At 54.6% G+C, this 21,472-nt stretch carries 17 protein-coding genes; 12 read left to right on the top strand and 5 right to left on the bottom strand.

Features of this window, described 5'->3' with window-relative positions; translation table 11 throughout:
• Positions 1 to 70: 70 nt before the first annotated feature.
• The gene (gene gdhA / locus DBAC_RS17215) at positions 71 to 1,417 is read right to left on the bottom strand and encodes an NADP-specific glutamate dehydrogenase (protein ID WP_043813124.1); all 1,347 of its coding nucleotides are present in this window, start codon (positions 1,415 to 1,417) and stop codon (positions 71 to 73) included.
• Positions 1,418 to 2,057: 640 nt separating this feature from the next.
• Here gdhA and DBAC_RS17210 point away from each other — a divergent pair.
• Positions 2,058 to 4,190, top strand: coding sequence for an acetate--CoA ligase family protein (locus DBAC_RS17210; RefSeq protein WP_015775601.1), 2,133 nt, complete (start codon positions 2,058 to 2,060; stop codon positions 4,188 to 4,190).
• Between the two features lie 92 nt (positions 4,191 to 4,282).
• Here the strand turns inward: DBAC_RS17210 and msrA are convergent, their stop codons facing one another.
• The 4 genes from msrA to DBAC_RS17190 all read right to left on the bottom strand — a co-directional run bounded on the left by msrA (position 4,283) and on the right by DBAC_RS17190 (position 7,183).
• Positions 4,283 to 4,879 (bottom strand): peptide-methionine (S)-S-oxide reductase MsrA, encoded by a 597-nt coding sequence (msrA, locus tag DBAC_RS17205; RefSeq protein ID WP_015775600.1) that lies wholly within the window; start codon positions 4,877 to 4,879, stop codon positions 4,283 to 4,285.
• 9 nt (positions 4,880 to 4,888) lie between these two features.
• The gene (locus tag DBAC_RS18630) at positions 4,889 to 5,356 is read right to left on the bottom strand and encodes an LEA/WHy family protein (RefSeq protein ID WP_015775599.1); all 468 of its coding nucleotides are present in this window, start codon (positions 5,354 to 5,356) and stop codon (positions 4,889 to 4,891) included.
• 34 nt (positions 5,357 to 5,390) lie between these two features.
• Entirely contained in the window at positions 5,391 to 5,663 is a 273-nt protein-coding gene (locus tag DBAC_RS19185; RefSeq protein WP_015775598.1) for a hypothetical protein, read from the bottom strand.
• Positions 5,664 to 5,839: 176 nt separating this feature from the next.
• Positions 5,840 to 7,183: a sigma-54-dependent transcriptional regulator gene (locus DBAC_RS17190; protein WP_015775597.1), complete on the bottom strand. Its 1,344-nt coding sequence runs from the start codon at positions 7,181 to 7,183 to the stop codon at positions 5,840 to 5,842.
• A gap of 408 nt (positions 7,184 to 7,591) precedes the next feature.
• On the opposite strand from DBAC_RS17190, the gene DBAC_RS17185 reads away from it, so the two are divergent.
• The 11 genes from DBAC_RS17185 to DBAC_RS17140 all read left to right on the top strand — a co-directional run bounded on the left by DBAC_RS17185 (position 7,592) and on the right by DBAC_RS17140 (position 21,426).
• Entirely contained in the window at positions 7,592 to 7,780 is a 189-nt protein-coding gene (locus DBAC_RS17185; protein WP_015775596.1) for a hypothetical protein, read from the top strand.
• A gap of 188 nt (positions 7,781 to 7,968) precedes the next feature.
• Positions 7,969 to 8,658, top strand: coding sequence for a PilW family protein (locus DBAC_RS17180; RefSeq protein ID WP_015775595.1), 690 nt, complete (start codon positions 7,969 to 7,971; stop codon positions 8,656 to 8,658).
• Entirely contained in the window at positions 8,655 to 9,080 is a 426-nt protein-coding gene (locus tag DBAC_RS18190; protein WP_015775594.1) for a GspH/FimT family pseudopilin, read from the top strand. Before DBAC_RS17180 ends, DBAC_RS18190 begins: the two co-directional genes overlap by 4 nt.
• A 96-nt stretch (positions 9,081 to 9,176) precedes the next feature.
• A complete protein-coding gene (locus tag DBAC_RS17170) occupies positions 9,177 to 9,692 on the top strand; it encodes a type IV pilus modification PilV family protein (protein ID WP_015775593.1) in 516 nt (171 codons plus the stop codon).
• A 34-nt stretch (positions 9,693 to 9,726) separates the two neighbouring features.
• Positions 9,727 to 10,218: a pilus assembly PilX family protein gene (locus tag DBAC_RS17165; protein WP_015775592.1), complete on the top strand. Its 492-nt coding sequence runs from the start codon at positions 9,727 to 9,729 to the stop codon at positions 10,216 to 10,218.
• Positions 10,215 to 14,060 (top strand): pilus assembly protein, encoded by a 3,846-nt coding sequence (locus DBAC_RS17160; protein ID WP_015775591.1) that lies wholly within the window; start codon positions 10,215 to 10,217, stop codon positions 14,058 to 14,060. Before DBAC_RS17165 ends, DBAC_RS17160 begins: the two co-directional genes overlap by 4 nt.
• Positions 14,061 to 14,880: 820 nt before the next feature.
• Complete coding sequence (locus tag DBAC_RS18625) at positions 14,881 to 15,354, top strand: GspH/FimT family protein (RefSeq protein WP_015775589.1); 474 nt, start codon at positions 14,881 to 14,883, stop codon at positions 15,352 to 15,354.
• Positions 15,344 to 16,267 carry a PilW family protein gene (locus tag DBAC_RS18620; protein WP_015775588.1) on the top strand — a complete coding sequence of 308 codons (924 nt, stop codon included), beginning with the start codon at positions 15,344 to 15,346 and terminating at the stop codon, positions 16,265 to 16,267. Before DBAC_RS18625 ends, DBAC_RS18620 begins: the two co-directional genes overlap by 11 nt.
• A complete protein-coding gene (locus DBAC_RS17150; protein WP_015775587.1) occupies positions 16,257 to 16,652 on the top strand; it encodes a type IV pilus modification PilV family protein in 396 nt (131 codons plus the stop codon). Before DBAC_RS18620 ends, DBAC_RS17150 begins: the two co-directional genes overlap by 11 nt.
• A gap of 3 nt (positions 16,653 to 16,655) precedes the next feature.
• A complete protein-coding gene (locus DBAC_RS17145) occupies positions 16,656 to 17,213 on the top strand; it encodes a pilus assembly PilX family protein (protein WP_015775586.1) in 558 nt (185 codons plus the stop codon).
• A gap of 397 nt (positions 17,214 to 17,610) precedes the next feature.
• Positions 17,611 to 21,426 carry a pilus assembly protein gene (locus DBAC_RS17140; protein ID WP_081434478.1) on the top strand — a complete coding sequence of 1,272 codons (3,816 nt, stop codon included), beginning with the start codon at positions 17,611 to 17,613 and terminating at the stop codon, positions 21,424 to 21,426.
• The last annotated feature ends 46 nt before the right edge of the window (positions 21,427 to 21,472 follow it).

Here is a 21,472-nt window from a genome sequence, read left to right as displayed (position 1 = left end):
GCAGGCCAGGGGCAACGGGCAAGAAAAAAGCCGGCGAACCGGCTTTGACGAGGCAATCACAATGCGCGGGCTAGACCACGCCCTGGTCCAGCATGGCGTCGGCCACCTTCACGAAGCCGGCGATATTGGCGCCCACGACATAGTTGAGAGGCTTGCCGTAGACTGCGGCCGTATCCATGCAGACCTTGTGGATGGTCTTCATGATCAGCTTCAGCCGGTCGTCCACTTCCTGCCGGGTCCAACTCAGCCGCATGCTGTTCTGGGTCATCTCCAGGCCCGACACCGAGACCCCGCCGGCGTTGGCGGCCTTGCCGGGGCCAAAAAGCACCCCGTTGTCCAAAAAGATACGCACGCCCTCGTGCGAAGTCGGCATGTTCGCCCCCTCGGTCACGACCCGCACCCCGCCCGCGACCATGTTGTCCGCGTCGCGTCGGCCGATCTCGTTTTGTGTTGCGCAAGGGAAGGCGCATTCCGCTTTATGCGCCCAGAGCGGATTGTACCCAAGCGCATAGTCCGCCGGAGTGAAGACGGCTTCGGGATAGGCGTCCACGTATTCATGCACCCGCCCCCGGCGCACATTCTTGAGGTGCTTGATGAAGGCGAGCTTCTCGGGCGTGACTCCGGACTCGTCGTAAATGTAACCCGACGAATCCGAAAATGTGATCGGGGAGCTGCCCAACTGCAAAAGTTTTTCCATGGTATACTGAGCCACGTTGCCCGATCCGGAGACCAGGCTGCGCGTTCCTTCCAGCGTCTTCCCCTGGGCTGCCAGCATCTCGCCCGCAAAATAGACCGCCCCGTACCCCGTGGCCTCGGGCCGGACCAGGCTGCCGCCCCAGGATGCGCCCTTGCCCGTCAGCACTCCCGTGAATTCATTCTTGAGTTTCTTGTACATGCCGAACATGAAGCCCACTTCCCGCGCGCCCACGCCGATGTCTCCGGCAGGTACATCCGTATTTGGCCCGATATGACGAAAAAGTTCGAGCATGAAACTCTGACAGAAACGCTGCACCTCGTTGTCGGACTTGCCCTTGGGGTCAAAATCCGCGCCGCCCTTCCCCCCGCCCATGGGCAATGTGGTCAGGGAGTTCTTGAAAACCTGCTCGAAGGCCAAAAATTTGAGAATGCCGAGATTGACGGACGGATGAAAACGGATGCCGCCTTTGTAAGGCCCGATGGCGCTGTTCATCTGCACCCTGAAACCCCGGTTGACGTGCACATCCCCGTGATCGTCCACCCATGGCACGCGAAAGATGACCGTGCGCTCCGGCTCGACCATGCGTTCGACAATCCCCGCCCGGCGGTATTCGGGATTACGCTCAAGCGCCGGTTCGATGGACTCCATGACCTCCGTCACGGCCTGATGAAACTCCACTTCGCCCGGATCCCGCCGCTTGACCAGTTCAAGAATCTCCATGCTCATGAAAGTCCTCCGCATCTGTCCTGTTGCAGCCAATTTCTGTCGGCATTTACTCTACCGTAAAATGAAGACCGTGGAAACCTTGCCACCCTTCTTCCCCTAAGCGAAGCCAAGGTCAAGGGAGTCCGACATTTTTTCCGAAAAAGAAGCCCTATTTCGCACAATACCTGGATTATCGGCTCGATTCCCGTAATTTCAACGGAACCATACTCTGCAATTCCAGTTTAACACAAATCCGCGCCTCCTCATTCCAAGAAAACGAAAAGCTGCTTCTATCCTCAAAATGCCTGGATCCCCCGCCTTCGCGGGGATGACGAAGGGCAATGCCGCAACAATGACACCTCGCAGTACCGTGTCGGGGAGGGTTGGTCCCGGGCTGGTCGCCGCGACTGTCTGACTGAGCTAGGCATCGTTGGCTGAATCGTTGCCGCACGAGCAACCCCGATCTTGCGCCCTGCACGCAACGATTCGGCCGTACGAGGCCCGCGAAGGAGTTTCGAGGCGGCCAGCCCGGGACCAACCCACCCCGACACGACTCCCCCGTCATGTCCTGTCTCCCTCAGACCCTTCTTGCAAAAAATCCCCGCGCCCCTCATGATGAAACCTCGAAACCGACACCCGCACCCCAGGAGCTCCCATGGAACCGATACAGCTTGGATTTGAACAAAGCCGAACCCTTCTGGACGCCTACGACATCCCCGTGCTGGGCCGCATGATCCGCACGCTGGAGCAAGCCAAGCAGACGGCGCAGGAGCTTGGTTTTCCGGTGGCCATGAAGACGGTCTCAAGCCAGATCATCCACAAGACCGACCTCGGTTGCGTGCTGCTGGATCGTAAAGACCTGACCGAGCTTGAGGCCGGGTATGCAGAACTCATGGACAATGTGCGGGCCGCCGGGGTGACGGAGATTGACGGCATCCTGATTCAGCCCATGGTCAAACCCGGCCTTGAAGTGCTCATTGGCGCCACCCAGGACCCCAGCTTCGGTCCCATGACCATGATCGGTTCGGGAGGCCGTTTCGTTGAACTCCTGGCCGACGTGACTCCCGGCATCGGCATTCTGGAAGAAAATGAAGTCCGGGCCATGCTGGACAGGACTCACGCCGGACGCATTCTGGACGGATTCCGGGGCCCGGCCCTCGACAAGGAGGCCGTCATCCGCCTGGCCATGAACGTGTCGCGTTTCATGGCCGAACACCCTGAAATCCATGAACTCGATCTAAACCCCGTCATTGTCTACGAAGAGGGCTTCGCCATTGTCGACGCCCGCCTCATCGCCGGCGAACCGGTCCACTACCCTCGCCAGACCGATGTTTCGCCGCAAAAAATGGCCAGCCTGCGCACCATCTTCAGCCCCGCCTCCGTGGTCCTCTACGGAGCGTCGAACACCGGCACGGTGGGCGGCATCGTACTCAAAAATCTTCGCCGTTTGGACCGCCTCTATCCCATCAACCCACGCACGGAAGCTTTGCAGGGCATGCGTTGCTACCCGAATCTGGAGAGCCTGCCGGAGGTTCCGGAAGTGGCGGTATTTGTCGTCAACTCCGAGACCGTGGTCCGTGAGTTCGAGAAATTCTGCCGGGCCGGCGGCAAGGGCGCCATCATCATCAGCGACGGCTTTGCCGAATCCGGGCGGCGGGAGCTTGAAGACAGGCTGCGGAATTTGAGCCTGCAGTACGGGGTCAGCTACATCGGCCCCAACTGTCTGGGCATCATCGACAACTTCTCCGGCGTGAACACCATGTTCATTCCGCCCCACCGCACGGGCATCATCCGCGAACCGGGCGGAATCGGCATCATCTCCCAGAGCGGCGGCATCGGCATGGAACTCATGGAGATGCTCGAAGCGGACCGGGTCGGCATGGGCAAGTGGGTATCCTGCGGCAACTCGAGCAGCGTGGGCGTGGCGGAAATCCTGGCACACATGGGCCAGGACCCGCGCATCGAGGTCATCGCCATCTATCTGGAAGGGCTGTCCGAAGGCCTCAAGCTCATGGAGATCGGCAGGCAGGTGGCGGCTCAAAAGCCGGTCCTGATCATCAAGGGCGGCTCCGGCGGCGGCAAGGAGGCGACCATGTCCCACACCGCATCCCTGGCGGGCAGTCACGAAGCCTTCCGGGCCTGCTGTTCCCAGGCCGGATTCTATCTCATCGAAGATCTGACCGAAGACCCCAAGATCATGGTCAACGTGCTCTCCATCCTGACCACGCAGCCCAAGGCCAGGGGCAAACGCACGGCGGTGGTCAGCGTCGGTGGCGGCGCGGCGGTGCTGCTGGCCGACCAGATCACGGCCGAAGGCATGGAACTGGCCCAGTTCACGCCCCAAACCAGAAGGCGCCTGCAGGACCTGCTGCGTGAAAACATCAAAGCCACAAACCCCGACGACCTGGAGCAGATGCTGGTCAACGTCGGCAACAACCCGCTTGATCTTCTGGGCAACTGCGACGACAGGCGGCTCATCCGTGCGCTTGAGATCATCGCCGATGACGCGGATACCGACGTCATCGTTGCCGCGATCTACCTGCAGGTGCCCTATCTCTCCGAATATCTGGCCGAGCGACTGGTCGAATTCAGGCGATCCATCGACAAACCGTTCATCGTCTCCCCGCGCGGTCTGTGCACACACGTGACCAGATTCCGGGAATCCCTCTACGCCAAGCGCTTCCACACCTACACCGTGCCGATGGTCAAGCCGCTCAGCATCGCCCTGGATATTTGGGACCGTTACGATCGAAATTTCATGAGCGAAGCCGAACTCCGGGAAGACTAAAAAAGCCCAGCAGAACCACCCCCGCAAAATAAAAAACCCGGCCTGCGCGAATCGCAGTTGCCGGGTTTTCATTCCCTTTTAGCGCGATGTCGTCAGGGCTTCACTTTCGCTTCCGCTCCCCAAAGCTGCCTCAGACGCTGGTCACGGCCGCAGCCCTGCCGATAAAAATGGTATCTGAGAGGATTTTTCTTGTAATAATCCTGATGATACTCCTCGGCGGGATAGAATTCTGACCGGGGCAGAATCTCAGTTGCGATCGTGAACCCATGGGCCTCCTCAAGCCGGGCCTTTGACGCCTGCGCGGCGGACTCTTCGGCCGCATCCGCGAAAAATACAGCGGACCTGTATTGCGGACCGCGATCACAAAACTGTCCACCGGCATCAAGGGGGTCGATGTTGCGCCAGAAGACATTGAGGAGCTTTTCAAAATCGACCTGCTCGGGGTCATAAACCACCCGCATGGCTTCGATATGACCGCTGGTTCCGGACGAGACCTGCTCATAGGTCGGATTGGATATCTGTCCGCCGGTGTATCCGGCCTCCGTTTCCATGACTCCGGGCAAGGCGTCGAAAGGTCCTTCCAGACACCAGAAACACCCACCTGCAAATACCGCTTCTTTTGTTTGTGCAGCCACAGTTCCTCCAAACACGCCTGAAGCCAAAATCGCAAAAATCAACACCAGCCGCATAAAGCCTCCCTAAAGTTCCTGGCCGGAATCCCAAAGCGCCCCTTCTGCGGAGAACGGGATTCCTCCGGAACTCAGTCCGCCCTGATAGAGAATTCCCTCCAGGGCATAGGTCAGCGTGTTCTGGCCACCCTGAAAATTAAGTACCTGGCGCAGCAGACCCAGAGTCGAAGCGGCGGCCTCGACCTTGAAGACCGATTCTCCCAGGGCTTCCACCTGGCCATTTTCCGATGACACCCCCGGCAGCAGATCCATGTCGTTGACCCGAGTATTGACCTTGACTCCGGTCCACGACAACGCAAACGGATTTGGATTGACTATGCGAAAAGTCAAAAGCACACGCTGCTCGAAGAGGGTGCTGCTTGCCGGCGCCATATCAACGAGACGAACCGTGGGTGACTCAACTGTTCTTCCGAAATGGGCGCACCCTGTAACTGTAATGAAAGCAACAACGCCGAGCATAAACAGTGCAAATCTCATTATCCCTCCTGCCGGATCACAGCCAGTACGATTCTCAGCGGGCTTCCCATACAGGAAAAGTGTCAGGCAATTGCTCATCAGAAAGACTCCATTGGTCGTCGCCGTCAACATTTTTTCTGCCCGCATATTTCATGATCACTTCTTTGGGTCCATGAGCAAAAAATCCATTTCCTCCCAGAACCTCAAGTGCCTCACCCTTCTCCGGATACTCAAGGGCCGAGACGTAACAAATCCTTTCTCCGTTCTTCTCTATGCAATGCGGCTCAAAATACCGCATGAAGTGCAACAGCGTATTCATATTTTTCATAGGCCCTCCTGTCTTCAACTGTCACTTCCCCTGCTAATCACTGCGGGCGGGATGACAAATGAAAAAATGGAATTGGCCCGAAAAAACGCCCCCGGCCTGGATCAGCAGTCGGGTTCAGGGATCCGTTGCCGCAGCACCAAGCTCCGCCTCGCGCAGCCGGCATCCGAAACTTTCGGTCAGGCTGAACGTTTGGTTGTATCAATCTGAAATTTCTTGATCTTGTAATGCATGGTCCGGCGGCTGACCCCGAGCAGATCGGCGGCGTCCTTGACCACCCAGGAGCTTCTCTCCAGAGCGTTCAAAACCACCTGTTTCTCGCTTCCGGACAGAGAAAGAAGATTGCCTGGCAGGGGAGTGTCTTCGTAGCTGTCCTCAAACTGCATGTCCTCCATCCGGATCACGCCGTCAGAAGACAAAATGACCGCAGCCTCCAGCATATTGCGCAATTCGCGCACATTGCCGGGCCAAGGGTAATCAAGAATGGCTTCGGCGACCTCCGCGTCAAGACGCGGCAAGGGCCCATCCTCCGCAAAAAGCTGAAGAAAACGCTCGGCCAGAACAGGGATATCGGCCTTGCGCTCGCGCAGGGGCGGCACCTGGATGTTGATGACCTTGAGGCGGTAGTAAAGATCTTCCCGAAATTCGCCGCTGCGCACCAACTCAGCCAAATCCGCATTGGTCGCGGCAATGACGCGGCAATTGACTGCGGTCTCGGCCAGGTCTCCAACCCGGCGAATTTTTCGTTCTTGCAGGAAGCGCAAAAGTCTCAACTGCATTTCCGAGGAGATGTTGCCGATCTCATCAAGGAACAGAGTCCCGCCATGCGCCTCGGCCACAAGCCCTTTCTTGTCCTTGTAAGCGTTTGTGAATGAACCCTTGGCGTGCCCGAACAGTTCACTCTCCAGCAATGTGGACGGCGTGGAGCCGCAATCGACGATCACAAGCGGACCCCGCGAGCGCTGGCTCAAACGATGTAAAAGCCCGGCGATCTTTTCCTTGCCCGTGCCGCTCTCGCCGAGAAGCAGAATCGTAGCCTCCGTCGGAGCCACCCGCTCGATCAGTTTGTAGAGGCGTTGCATGGAGGGACTCTTCCCGCCCCAAAGCTCGTCGGTCAGCAGGTTGCCGCTGCGAGCCCAGGCGCGACCTCCGCTTGAAGCCAAAATCCGGGCAACTCCCCGCAACAGTTCCTGCCCGTCAACGGGCCTTGCCAGATAATCCGCAGCCCCGTCTTTGATGGCCGCGACGGCGCTCGACACCGTGCCGCTCCCGGTCAACATGATGAACGGCAGCCCTGGCCAACGCCGGACACACTCCCACAACAATTCCCTGCCGGACATGCCTGGCATCTCTTCCTCGGCGATGACCAGATCGACCTGACCGTTTTCGAGCTTGAGCAGAGCTTCCTCGGCACCTGATGCGAGCAGCACCGCGTGTTCGTCAGAGGCGAGCAGTTCAGCCAAGGCCTGCCGCTGAACCGGGTCGGCATCCACGGCGAGTATATTTTTTTGGGCCTCGGTCATGCGCACGGGTCCACGCCCGCCGCAAACCTCGCGCGACAAGTCGCTGAAAGCCTGATCATTTTCCGTGGGACGTTCTTCTCCATATTGCCAATATATCTGAAAATTCAACAACACTCAAACAAGCACCTACCCGGTTGCGCCTCACTCTTTCACGCGCCACCCATCATACCAGTCCATTGGTAGGGGCGAAAAATTTTTCGCCCCTACACCACCACATCGGCCTCGCCTCCTCACGGATCAAGCCTCGCGGATTTTCGCATTACGATAATGGTCATATCCTAAACGGGTGGGCGCGGACCTGTAGGGGCAGGCCCCCGTGCCCGCCCTCTCCTCAGGCCCTACGCCCGCTGTTGTCAGCAGCGGCGCGCGCGGGTATATTCGCGACGGACAAACCAAAGGAGGTCCTCCATGACGGACAAACAGGAAGATACCCTGCGCCTGGCTGGCGACACCAAGAAAAAGCTTACCGGCCGCAAATGCAAGGAGCTGGACTCACACACGGCCGCCATGCTTGAATCAAACGAAGTCAAGGCCATTACCGGCGAAGGGGAGGAATGGTGGTGCCCCAATCCGGACTGCGCAGTCGTCGACAAATAGTTGGCGCGTAAGGCAAAAAAAGTACGGCCTGGGTATTCTCTGCCCAGGCCGTGCTTTTTTTGGCCCCAATCCTACCTATTTTTTGGCCTTTCAATATAACGGATCGACATTATTGAAACAAGCTGCAGTCAGACCTATCGTGCCGGGAACTCTTGCAATGAAACCAAGCAGATCCTCAGGCGCGACCCATGACCAAGAACATTCAGAAGCGTTTCGGGCAATCCGGCATGACCCTTGTCGAAACCCTTGTCGCCATGGCCATCTCGGGCATGATCATCAGCGCGATCTACTCCCTTTTCCAGACCCACCATCGCATTGCCGCCAGGCAAAGTCAGACCACACTCATGCAGCAAGAGCTGCACTCCGCCGCCGCGCTCATTTCCGAAGAATTGCGCATGTGCGGATTCTCGGCGCAAGGCAGCCCGGGCTTCGGCTTTTCCCATAAGCCCGGGATAGGCGACCCGGACTACGGACGCGCCACCACAGGTACCGCAGTCTATTGCAGCCAGGACTGGAACGCGGATGGAATCGCCAATGAAAACGGCAGCGGCAGCCTGCGCGAGCACGCGGGCTTCAGACTCAACGTCGCCAATGACGGCTCCGCCAAAAAAATCCCCGACCATGTGCTACGCAAGTACGACACCGGAGCCGTGGCTTGGCAACCTTTCAGCACCAACATCGGCGACCTGCGCTTCACCTATCTCGACGCGAACGGCACAGTCATCAACGAACCTCATGAACATACGGAGAAGATCCGTGGCGTGCGCGTGAAGATCACCGCGATTCCCGACCACTCCCGTGCCCGCTTGGGCGTCGGCAATCGAACGCTGTCCACCATCGTCTGGTGCAGGAACACGCAAATGGAAAAAATGCCGTGAACAAAGGCTACACGCTCCTCGAAACCCTGGTGGTCCTGGCCATCGCGGCCGTGTTGGCCGGCATCTGCGGCACGACGCTGCTCGCCGCCCTGCCGGGAGCCGAAGTCAACCGCGCGGCCAGGACCATTGTCAGCATGTGCAGACATGCCAGATTTGAGGCCATCAAGCGAAACGTACAAATCCGGTTTGAATGCGACACGGAGCAGAATGCCTGCGAAATCAGGGTGCGCGGCGACAACACCCTGCTATGGCGCTTTGATCTCGCGGACTTGAGAAACCAGGTCACCCACGCAAAATCCTTCACCACCCATTTCAATGGTTTCGGAAGGGCTTCCGTGGGCGGGTCCGTCGTCATCCAAAACAACACCGGACTGTCGCGCACGGTGAAGGTACGGCCATCGGGCAGCGTGGTCACGGAGTGAAGCGGCAGATGTCCGGCCTTCCCCTCTCGGAATTCCCTGTAAAACGTCGCGAAGGCGAACCATGTCGGACAATGGCGCAAAATCCTGAGCTTTCAAATGGTTAAAAAGTCATGGAGGCCCTTCTTCAAGGAGGCGTCAACGTTTTGCCGTGTCGTTTCCACAGAGCGCCTGTTCAAGACCGCAAAGCCGATTTTTGTCTCCGAGGGTCCGTCTCACGCGCGATGGGAAGAAAACGCCCCTTCCGGTTTCACGCTCATCGAGGTCCTGATGGCGGCGGCCATTCTGGCTATCGGCCTGATGAGCATCGCCGCTGTCATCGCCCGGGCCTCGGTGCAGGATGTCCGCGCCAGTCACATCTCCCGAGCAAATTTTCTGATGGAGGAATTTCTGGAGAATGCCACCCGCGCCCAGTATTCCGCCCAGACGTTCAATGCCCTGACGGACACCGCCGCACGCCGCGTCATTGATGGCGTCCGTTTTACCATGAACTGCACACTGGCCGAAAACACCCCCGTGGAGCGTTGCAAGGAGATGACCTGCATCCTTTCATGGGACAACAGCGGCTCACGCGCGAGCGCACGGTACGTCTATGTCTTCTCTCCGAAATTCTAGGCCAGGCCCGGGCACCTGTTCGGACCAGTCTGGCATGGTCTTCATCGTGGCCATCATCACCCTCGCCCTACTCGGGATCATGGGACTGGCCGCAAGCGACACGGCGCATCTGAACATCCTCATGGCCGCCAACGGCCAGGACGGTAAAGCCACCTTTTTTCTGGCGGATTCGGGCGCGAACGCAGGCCATGAATATCTGGAAAGTGCCATCGCCTCCGTCAATTCCACATTCTACAGCAACGGCACCAACGCCTCAGACTGGGAAGACAGTCGCGACTTCAACCCGGAGGACTTCCCCGTCACATGGCACCGCCATGGAGCAGGGGCCACCCATGTGCGGGTGGGTTTCATCGAGACGGGGCTGATGCCGGGCAACGCACTGCAAGGCGGTTCGGGATACGGGAGCATGGGCGGCGGCGCGGCCTCAGGCGGCAGCTACAACAGCTACCTCATCCGCTCGCACAGACAGGGAACGCGCAACTGCGTAGCGGAAGTGGACCTTGGCTGGAGGCACGTCAACCAATGAGCAGAAAAATCGGAAATGCGATCTGGATAGTCGCCTGCGCACTCTTCCTCCTTGCCTCCGAAGCGCGAGCGTATCGGGCCTCCGATTTCCACTGGCTGCCGCCCTTCCTGCCCATGGAAGAAAAACCATCGCTGACCTTCATCCTGGACACCTCCTCAAGCATGCTGAAGCGGGCCTATTCCGATCCGTTCAACGGAACGCGAGAATACTATGGCTACTTCGATCCTCACTCCTCCTACAGCTACAATGCCGAAAGCGACACGCCGCATTTTTTTGCGGATAATGCCACGGGGGAATGGAACGGCAATTTCCTGAACTGGGCCGCGATGCTACGCATCGATGTGGCGCGCAAGGTGCTGACCGGTGGAAAATTCGAGGACGGGAGCGTCTATTATGAATCTGAACCACTTGGCCATGAGGCAGAGGAGTTTGCATTTAATGCCACAGAGCTGACGGACGGCATGACGCCCCTGCACGGAGCTGTCACCATCACGCCCCGGGATGACGAAGGCCTCATGCTTGTATCCGGCGAGGAACGCTACGCCCTGCGCGTCAAGAACGAAGGTAAAAATGAAGGCGGCCTGCTCCAGGCAACGAAGAACAAGGCCCGCGTCGCGCTGTTCACCTTTGAAGACGGCGGACACCACCAGTTTCCCATGACCGACAACGCTGCCGAACTTGAGCAAATCATAGGCGTCGTGAACTCCGTCAATCCACGGGGCGTTGCCCCACTGGCTAAAACCCTGCACGAGGTCTACGAATATCTGCGCCATGACGGCGGGCGAGGCCAAAAAACCGACGACCCGTTTTACTTTCCGTCCAAGGGACAAACGGCGCCCTGCACCAAGCAGAGCGTGATCCTGTTCAGCGCCGGGGAAAGCTCCAGCGACCATGGCGTTCCCGCCGAATTCAAGAACACGGCTGCGATAAAACGAAATGATAAACAATACGTCCTGGGCCAGGACGGAAGCACCTTTCTCATTGATGCAGCCTACCTGGGCCACACCACGGACTTGCGCCCCGAAGACGACATGGAGGGAATCCAAAACTGGGACTTCTACGCCGTCTCCCTCGCCGACGGCCCGGGCTATCTCCTGCAGGATGCCGCTCGGCATGGAAAATTCAGTGATTTGAACGGCAACAACCTCCCGGACCTGGACGAGGAGTTCAATTCCGGCGGCGACGGCCTGCCCGACAACTTTTTTACCCCGCAGTCGGGGCACGAACTGAAAACAACGCTGACCCGCGCCCTGCTGCCCGACGCTCCACCAGTCGTGTCCGGCACGGCCACAGCCGTCTCGACCCGGACGCGCAGCGGCGAAGGGGCTGCGTATCAGGCGGTCTTTTTCCCGCCCGGCCGGACAAACCAAACCGCCCCGCCCTGGTCGGGGGACGTGCACGCCTATCTGCTGGATGCTCAAGGCAACCTGCGCGAGGCCATCAAGAGTAGTGACCAGGGCGATGAGAACACCGCAGGCCGGGTCATCGAATTCACCGGGGAAAAGATTTACGTCCATGCCGATGCAGATGACAACGGCCTCATTGACGAAGAAGAAAGAAATGCCACGGCCCTGGACGGCTTAGGCGACATCGAGTTCCAGTGGTCAGCAAGCACTTGGCTCAACAAACTGACCAATGACGAGGCGATCACGCAGCGATCGAGCTACGCATCCGTTGCGCCGAATCGCTATATCATGACCTTTGTAGACATAAACCAGAACATGGTGGCCGACGAGGACAATGGAGAAATCCAGGATTTTGCGCTTCCAGCCAAGCCTGAGGAAGCAAAGCTCAACTCACCGGATTATTTTCACAACTACCTGACCCTGTACGAATCAACTTCCGGGACGATGGGGCTTGATCTGACAAATACAGTGCAGAAAAAAATCCACGATCTCCGAAAAGATAACCCTCTAGAATTCGTTAACTTCCAGGCTACCGTGGCCAAGCGGCAAGTGGACTTCATCCGTGGAATGGATGTCGGTGACGCCACGGTGGAAGAGATCCCAGATGAATCTCGAAACCGCACACAGGAGAGTATTACTTGGCGGCTAGGCGACATTGTCTTCTCATCGCCCACCGTGGTCGGCAAGCCTGCCGAAAACTATCACCTCATATATAATGATACGACCTACGAGAGATTCCTGACAAAATACCTGGGCCGACGCCAAGTGGTCTACGTCGGAGCCAATGACGGCATACTGCATGCCTTCAATGGCGGCTTCTGGAACGCCGGAACCCGCACTTTCGACGACGCGCTTGATGGCCGGATAGAATTTGAACTCGGCCAGGAACTCTGGGCCTACGTGCCCTACAACCAGCTTCCGCACCTCAAATGGCTCATGCACCCGGATTACGGGGAAGACCTGCATGTCGCCTACATGGACCTGACGCCCAAGGTTTTCGACGCCCGGATTTTCGTCATGTCCGACGGGGTCACGTCCGTAGACGAAGCCAGATACCCCGGCGGCTGGGGCACCATTCTGGTCGCGGGCATGCGCATGGGTGGGGCGGCCATGGAGGTGGACATCGACAAGACCGACGGCGACGACTTTAAAGAGGGCCTCGACCGCACCGTATCCTCGGCCTATGTGATCATGGACGTGACCGACCCGGAATCCCCGCCCAACGTGCTGGCTGAAATATCCCTGCCCGGTCAGGGCTTCACGACCTGCATACCTGCGGTCATGCCCATGAGCAGCCCTAATGCACAAAATGCGGACGAGAACAAATGGTATTTGGTCTTCGGTTCCGGCCCGGCCGACGCCTCCGGACGCGCCGACAGGAGCACGCTCATGCGCGAAAAGAGCGACCAGCCCGGCAAGCTCTTCGTGCTGGACCTCAGCGCGCTGTACGTGGAAAAAGCCGTCAAAACCGTGGACAGCACGGGCCTGGCCTCGTCACAAGGCGATCCTTTCGCTTTCACGGAGGCGGGGTCGTTCATTTCAGGCCCCGTTGGCGTGGATCTGGACATCCCATCCAAAAACAGCACGGGAAAACTCAGCACCGATCTTGTCTACTTCGGCACCGTGGCCGGGGATTCGGCCAGCCCGGCGGGCAAGGTCTACCGGCTGCGAACCGGCAATGGCCCGCCCGATGGATGGCAAACGTCCACGCTAGTAGATGTGGCGGAACCGGTCAGCGCCGCGCCCTCGGTCGCCATGGACGAACAAGGCAGTCTTTGGGTTTATTTCGGCACGGGGCGATTTTTCAACCGCGACGACATCCCCCAAACCGTACCCATGGGCTTCTACGGGATCAGGGAACCGGAAACCGCCGGGACACGGACTTGGGACACGGTCTTCACATCACTCCTTTTCGACAGCAGCAAGGTTGCCGTGACGCGGGGCACATGCGGGGAAGGGAAATTTTCCGAGGATTGCGTCGAAATAATCCAGATGGACGAAAGCTCCAACGCCACCCGGGACTGGGCATGGCTGACCAGCGCGCAGGAACAAGCTCCGGGCTGGAAACAGACATTCAGCGCAGCGGGAGAACGGGTGCTGGGTCAGGCGGCAGTGCTGGGAGGATCCGTGGTGTTCACAAGCGTCATCCCGGCGCAGGAAATTTGCGCGGCAGGAGGAGCAAGCCGCCTCTGGTCGCTCTCCTACAAGACCGGCACCCCGTACTTCTGGCCCTCGCTGGAGCACCCTGGTGGAAACTTCCCCGCCTTCGTCGAACTCGGGCAAGGCCTAGCGGCGAGACCCATCCTGCACGTCGGCGAAAAACGGGCCGTGAAAGCCTTCACTCCGCTAACATCCGGCGAAATCTTCGCCCCGGAGGTCGACCCATCGTTGACGTTCAAGTCTGGCGGCCTATTTTGGCGGAAGAATACGTACTGATTGCGGAGAACAAGATCCACACCAAATCCCCTCCTAAAGAATTGCCTGCTAATAGACACAGCGGATCCGTTTCCCACCTTCCAGCAAGTGGCAAGGGCTGGGAGCTAGGCCCATAATGTCCTTCGGTGCAAAATCAGCAGCCAGAGCCCTTTTCCATCCCAGCCTAAACACAATTCTGAAAACCGAGGCCCCCCGCCATTAGACATCAAACCCGGCAGTCTGTTCAGGAGGAAGAACACAGCCTAAAAAAACGACACGTCTGGCCAAAAGCCACTGCGCAACGGCAAACGTCCTACCGCCTTGAATCCAATAAATAATTCCAGCATCAGTTCCACGCTGAGTGCCGCCAACCTCCATCCTGCAATGATAGCCGATCAGAAACCCACACCGAAACGCTTTTTCAAGGCTATCGTTCCGGCATACTTTCTGCTGTTAATAATTCCAAAAGATCACTACTGGAAGACACTAGGCTTTGACACCTGCAAAATACGATATTATGCTAGTCTAAAGGGTAATAGATACTTATGCATAAATTCAACGCAGAGAAAAATTGCGCACCAGCCCCTGTCTTGTGAGCAGATTTTTTCTCAACAAAAAATTCTTGGTCAAAAAAACAGGCCTGTTAGCGGGCGAGAAAAGTACTTCTTCCCCACTGGTACCGACAAAGCAAAAACAGCGCACTGTGACAGTTTTTGGAAGCAATCAACCAATTATTGGCAATAGTTCCTTATTTGACCCAAAAATGACGCAGACTCTGATCAAAAACATCAACCCCTTGCATCTCTTATCGAAATAATTGTCCAAATAAAGCGAGGCCGATTTGCATACTGATTGTCAAAACCAACGCGGCGTAACCTTGGTGGAATTGCTGGTTGTGGTGGCGATTCTTAGCATCTTGGGAGTCGTCACGGGGCTGTTTCTCCTCAAATATCTGCCGGAACATCATCTGAGATCCGCGACCAGCAGCCTTTCTCAAGACTTGAGACAGGCGCAGATGGGAGCGTTGAAAAGGCTGCGTCCATGGGCAGTAGATTTCGACACGGGAACACATGCCTACCAGATCATTGATTCCGGTCCAGACGCAAATTTAGACAGCGGAGACGATATCGTCGCGAAAACAGTAAATCTTATCTCCTATAGCGGAACAATCCGCTTTGAAGCTGGAACGGGCGCACGGGCACGATTTAACGAGGACGGCATGGGGACTGGAACTGTCCAAATCGTGATGAGCAACAGCAGAGGAACAGTCACCACAACAGAGATATTACGCACTGGAGCTATACGTGTACAGTGACAGAGCCCACTTAAATCATGCTGGACATGCCGGCTTTTCGCTTGTCGAATTGCTGGTCGTAATCGTCATGTTTGGAATTCTTACAACAGCTGGTTATAGCCTGTTTCGTGAGCAAACAAGAATAAATCAAGCACAACAAAACCAACTGGAAATGCAAAGCAGCGCCAGAGCTGCAATGCAGGTTTTAATACAGGCTTTCAGCCATGCTGGATTTGGGTGCAGCGAAAAAATTTCCGGAACGAACGAAATAGCTGGAGAAGACACATTTTTAATACACACAGATCAAAATTTTTCGGGCACAACGTCAGACCGCGTCACACTGATCTATGGATTTGAGCACGTAGCAACAACAACAGCACCCATTACCGAGACAAACGTAATTCCAGTAGATAATTCAACTGATATCGGAACAGCCAACTTTTCAAAATATATAAGCTTTTATCCATCACTGACTCCAAATTCATTCTACACTGTCACAGCAAAAGGACTAAACAGTGTGACTATCGATAGCAGTCTTTCTTCGCTACGAGATAACTCGAAAGTTTTCCGGGTAAATCCCGTTGAATTTTACGTGAACGGCGATGAACTCCGACAGCGCTTTGTTGAACACCCCACAGGCCTGGAAGAAGTTTTGATCTATGATGTACAGGATTTTCAACTCGCATACACTGAGGACGATGAAAACCTAGGAATTCTGGCAAACTGGGAAGACGATCCAGGAAACCCGGAGAACGTCAAGGCTGTATGGATTTACATGATTCTGCGCACTCGAGAAATCGAACCAGGCCATCAGGAAACCCGCACCTTCAGGTTACCATGGGACCCTGGTCAAACTTTCGAGGGATCAACTCTGCCGGCAGGATTCCACTATCAGGAATTTCAAACACAGGTCTGGTTGCGCAATGTTAATTAAGAATAATCAAAAAGGTTTCACCCTCGTTGAACTGCTGATAGCTGCGGTAATTATTACTGTTGGAATTTTAGGGTGGGCAAAAGCGCAGGATGGAAGCATCAAAGGCAGGGCCATTAGTAACGGGATTACCACCGCGTCGGAACTGGGGATGGCCAAACTTGAGCAGCTTGCATTGGAATGCCAAGACAATGCGGCGGCCGAGCCTGCTGGCGGCCCAGAAGAAATCATCTCACAAGGAGTGCTGTACGCTCGGACGTGGACCATCGAAACTGACGATGACAAAATTCTTGATGGCGTCAATCTATGGAAAATTGTAGTTACTGTGTCCTGGAATCACTATGGCCCCACGGCAGTACAGTATCAACGCATCGTTGTAGGCGGTTAACACATGCACAAAGAAAACGGAAGCGCGCTAGTCCTTGCCCTAGTGATTATGGCTTTGCTTGCGGCAGTAGTCATAGGATTGAGCCGGAATACAGAAATTGATCTTTTTGTTGGCAGAAATGTTCGACTTATGAAGCAGGCTTTTCTTTGGAGTGACAGCGGCCTCAATGTCGCGGAAGAAGTCATTGGCTTTTCTGAATTTTCGCGAGGAGATGACGCAAACGCTTCTTTTCCTGAGGACGGCCCTCTTGACATCAACGGAACAACATTTGAAATTGTAAACCCCGGCAATGCAATTTATAATAATAACAACACTTCAACACTAAATTTTCTTGTTGACGGTGAAATCGCCTCGACGATCACCATCAACTACCTCGGCTCATTAAGCTCTGACGGAACATCCATCATTTTTGCAGCAGGCTACGAAGGTGTCGGAAAAGGATTGGCCGCCGGAGGCGCCATGGCACGAATATACAGCCTGCGATCCACTGGCCGTTCTGATAACGGTGAGTCCCGAAAACGCTCTGCGGAAATCTACAGATCCCTCACTTCAGGAAAATAATGGAGTTTGAATTATGAGAGTTTTGATTATGTCCATCTTATTCGTAGCATTTCTATTCCAGAACACACATGCAGAAAACACTGCAGACATTTCCACCAACTCCACATTAAATCTTTGCTCTGGAGTATGGACCCTCATCAAGCCAGCAGGATGGTGCGTCAAAGATAAATCAGGAACAATACTACCGCTTACGGCATCGACACTAGTCCTAGGGTGCGACGCTACTCCGACGGAACTCTCTGATAACCTTATCGACACAATAGTAGATGTTAAATGCTCCGCGCCTTATACTCCTGAAGGCATTCCTGACGTCGAGTCAATATTAATAATATGTGAATAATTTTGGGTGAAAAAATATTATCAGGATTTTTTTATTTCAAATCAAGGGAGCGCTAAAATGAAAAGCTCGCGGGTACCACTGCTTATTTTTTTGTTTATACTTTATTTTGCGAGCATTGCTTTAGCAGCGCAATCAATAACAGCAGAGCAATTTAGCTGCAACAATTATGCACACATACCTCCTTTTTTATCAGACGCTGTTAAACCTTCAACAACACTCATCGTCGATTCATCAGGAAGCATGAACGAGCATGCATATCAGGAAGAAGCGGTATACTGGGGAAACGACAACACAAGAGCATATACAGGATACAACGCTTCCAACGAATATTACGGCTACTTTGAACCCAGCGCAAATTATACCTACGATGAGACCGCTGATTATTTTAAACCCGACACTTCTGGCAAATGGAATGGCAATTTCATGAACTGGGTTTCTATGCACAGAACAGACATCGTCAGAAAAGTCCTCACGGGTGGAGCATACAACAACGCCACAAACACATATTTAGTCTCTAAAACTGACGGCGGAAACAGCAGAGGCATGTACCACGTATTCAACGCAACAGGAAAAAATGTAACTCCGTATTCTGAACCTCTTGGATTTAAGCAAACCGCTAGCGATAACTACATAACTCTCTACAAAGCTACACCACCCAATACAACAAGCAAAATATGGTCAATAGGAAGCGAAGTAGGAAAATTCCAACTTAAAATTTACTCTGAAAAAAAATACGGACTTCTCCACCGTTTCGGCTACAGAATGAGGCTAGCTTTATTTCGATACGATGACGACGTCACTAAAAAAGACATATCTGGATATGAAGATGGTGGCGAAATTCTGAATTACATGACATCGGACAGCACAGAGATAGACGACATAATCAACAACATTGACGAAATAGCCGTCAACAGCTGGACACCCCTAGCTGAAACGTTGTATACTGCATGTGGATATATACGCCAAGACAACAATCTTTCCAATGAAATTGGGCCACGATACGAAACAGATGCATACAATGTTCAGAGCGGGGATTCATACCCAAGCCCGTATTACTTTGCTGATATTGGGGATGAAATCTGGTGCTCCAATCAAAATGTCATTCTCATTACCGACGGCGAATCTACCCAAGATCAAAACTTACCAGAATTCATCAAAGACGGCTTTGACGGTGCCAATAACGACAACGTCACATATCCAAACGAAGGCTCTGCCTTTCTCGACAACGTCGCGTACTGGGCACATACGACGGACATGCGTGACGACCTTGAAGGAAACCAGACTGTCGATCTCTATACAATCTTTGCCTTCGGATCCGGAAGCCAACTCCTGAAAGAAGCCGCCAAATGGGGAGGTTTCAAGGACAACGATGGCAATGGCGAACCAACCAACTCAACTGAATACGACACCAGCCCAAAAGACGGAATCCCTGACAACTATTTCGAAGCTGCCACTGGCGCCGAACTTGAAAACGCGCTCATCACAGCATTCAGCAGCATACTGAACCGCGTATCCTCCGGGTCGGCAGCATCGGTCGTCTCCACATCCCGAAAAGGGGCTGGGCTTCTATACCAAGCGGTCTTCTGGCCTCAACGCGACAAGACAACTTGGACCGGCGATGTTTACGCTTATTGGCTGGATAATGACGGAATCATGCATGAAGATAACGGCACATCAGAGCATGTTCTCGACCCCGGAGACGCCAAGGTCACCATTTGGTATGATGAAAGCGACAAGGAATCCAAGGCTTGCTCAGGGGGCGAAGTGGTCAACGGGACCTGCACTGGAGAAGAAAAGAAGTTGAGTTCTGTAAAGCACGTTTGGAGCGCCTCCAGATGGCTAAACAAGATGTCGGATTCAGAAGCATTAATACAGCGTTCAAATTACAACTCTACAAGCGGCGAGGACAAATCACTACGCTACATTTTTACCTGGAATGATGATGGAGATGGAATAATAGACTACGATAACGAAGTTGTCGATTTCATCCCAGGCAACGTAAATTCCACGCTATGTCCAGCTTCTGTAGTAAATTGGATCAGAGGCGAAGATAACACAGCCTTGAGATCCCGCGAAATAAATGTCGACAGAAATTTTGACGGCGAACCTGAAACACCTGAAACATGGCGCATGGGCGACATAATCAATTCTTCACCGACTGTCGTCTCCGCACCGGCAGAAAATTACGATTTATACTGGAATGATTCAACATATACAGAATTTTATAAGCAGTACAAAAATAGACGCGTCATGGTCTATTTTGGCGCTAATGACGGGATGCTGCACGCCGTTAACAGCGGGTTTTACAGCGAAAAAACAGGTGGATACTATACCAACATAGAGAGTAACGGCACTCTTTCCACAAATGGCGGTTTTGAGCTTGGCACTGAAATGTGGGCGTATGTTCCGTACAATCTCTTGCCACACCTGTCATGCCTGACAAACCCAAATTATCAGCACCAATATTACGTGGATTTGAAACCTAGGGTGTTTGACGCGAAAGTCTTTTACCCAGACAAGGATCACCCCGAGGGATGGGGGACCATCCTCGTATGCGGATTCAATTTCGGCGGCGATGGTCAACAAAACCTTGCCGTGGGCACAAACTACTTTGGCTCATCTTTTGTCATGTTTGACGTGACAAATCCGGAGGTTCCGCCGGTACTCTTGGGGGAATTAACTTTCGATGGCACATACACCTTGGGCTACTCAGTGAACCAACCGACGCTTGTCGCAGTCAACGGAACCGACGGGGAACGATATTGGTACATGTTGTTTGGCACCGGCCCACTTGAAACTGATGGACAAAGCAATCAGAAGGCACAGGTCATTGTCATTCCGATGGCGGCAATCATCGACGCAGAAAAAGGTCCTAACATACCCACCTCGTTTTCGTTGCGCATGGATGCAAGCATCGCCAAACCGTCAAGCAGCGATAAAGGAATCCTTTCCCTTTCGGACTCGGACAGCGCGATGGGAACAGGCTTTGTATCCGTTGATTACGATTTCGATTTCTTCATTGACATGATGTATTACGGCACAGTGGTCACCCCTAACAAGGGAGACTTCACAGGCGGAGTACACAGGTTGAAAGTCGAAGCGGAACCTGATCCCAGCAAATGGGAACGCAAAGAGATGACTGACACCGGAGGGCCAATGACCGGCGCTCCCAACGTCGGCTTCAAAGACAAGAATGTTTGGGTATACTTCGGTACGGGCAAGTTCTGGGACACTTTGGATAAAACTGACCTAAGAACCCAGTGGATGTACGGCATCATGGAGCCCAAAAAAACCGACAGTTCCGCATACAACTTTAGCACAATCCCCCCAGGAAATTTGTTCGATGTTACGGGAATTCAAGTTTTGAACGATGGCTCAGGACTTCTTGAATGCGACGACAGCCTTGGAGACTGTCCACCATCAGACGTAACAACTGTAGAGGAACTGGCTGATTATATCCGAGATACTCCAAACATAGATGGATGGAGACGGGCGATGAACAATAGCACCGGCGAACGTGTTGTCGGGCAACCAACACTTTTTGGCGGCCTCACAAATTTTACGACGTTCACCCCATCAAGCGACTATTGCACAGCGGAGGGAACTAGCAAACTATATGCGCTCTATTACCGAACCGGGACAGCGTGGAAAGAAAACGTTTTCGGAGATGGAGGGGGAAAATACGTACCGTTCATTGTCGACCTGGGGCAAGGCATGGGTGTTTCTCCCAGCCTGCACCTTGGCAGCGAGGAAGGCGTAAGAGCCTTCGTGCAGACAAGCACCGGGAGCATCATCGAAATCCATCAGCCAAACCTGCCGATACCTAACGTCAAGTCCGGCCGCGGCGGATGGCATACCCTTGAAGTGGATTAACGCGAATTGATCCTACGGCGAGAGGCCGGCATCGTCACGATGCTGG

The organism is Desulfomicrobium baculatum DSM 4028 (assembly GCF_000023225.1).
GTDB classification, from domain to species: domain Bacteria; phylum Desulfobacterota; class Desulfovibrionia; order Desulfovibrionales; family Desulfomicrobiaceae; genus Desulfomicrobium; species Desulfomicrobium baculatum.
Note: the sequence above shows the minus strand (reverse complement) of the source record. Positions and strands in the feature narration are given on the sequence as shown.